The following is a 653-nucleotide window of genomic DNA, read 5'->3' on the forward strand; positions in this document are numbered from 1 at the left end:
TTGAACAAACCACACCCGTTCTGCCTGCCAGTGAAGAGGAGCGCGACACACAACCGACGCTGAGTTGTCAGCGTGTACTGCAACGTGCGGTCTTCCATGTCCAGTCCTCCGGTCGCAATGAGGTTACCGGTGCAAACGTTCTGGTCGCTATCTTTAGCGAACAGGAGTCGCAGGCGGCATATCTGTTGCGCAAACATGAAGTCAGCCGTCTCGATGTGGTGAACTTTATCTCTCATGGCTCGCGTAAAGACGAGCCGACACAGTCTTCTGATCCTGGCAGCCAGCCAAACAGCGAAGAACAAGCTGGTGGGGAGGAACGTATGGAGAATTTCACGACGAACCTGAATCAGCTTGCGCGAGTGGGCGGAATCGACCCACTGATTGGTCGTGAGAAGGAGCTGGAGCGTGCTATTCAGGTTCTCTGCCGTCGCCGTAAAAACACCCCGCTGCTGGTGGGGGAGTCTGGTGTCGGTAAAACCGCGATTGCGGAGGGGCTTGCATGGCGAATTGTTCAGGGCGATGTGCCGGAAGTGATGGCTGACTGTACGATTTACTCTCTCGATATCGGTTCCCTGTTAGCGGGCACAAAATACCGCGGCGACTTTGCAAACCGTTTTAACGCGTCCCCCAAGCAGCTGGCGCAGGAAACTAAC

Annotated in this window: 2 pseudogenes; both read left to right on the forward strand. The window is 55.4% G+C overall.

Features of this window, described 5'->3' with window-relative positions:
• Positions 1–20: 20 nt before the first annotated feature.
• A pseudogene (locus F1381_RS29375) lies at positions 21–182 on the forward strand (Clp protease N-terminal domain-containing protein); the annotation flags it as partial.
• Positions 183–185: 3 nt separating this feature from the next.
• Positions 186–653, forward strand: a pseudogene (locus F1381_RS27905) (hypothetical protein); the annotation flags it as partial.

This window comes from Paenibacillus tengchongensis, from assembly GCF_008973665.1.
Taxonomy (GTDB): Bacteria; Bacillota; Bacilli; order Paenibacillales; family Paenibacillaceae; genus Paenibacillus_AQ; species Paenibacillus_AQ tengchongensis.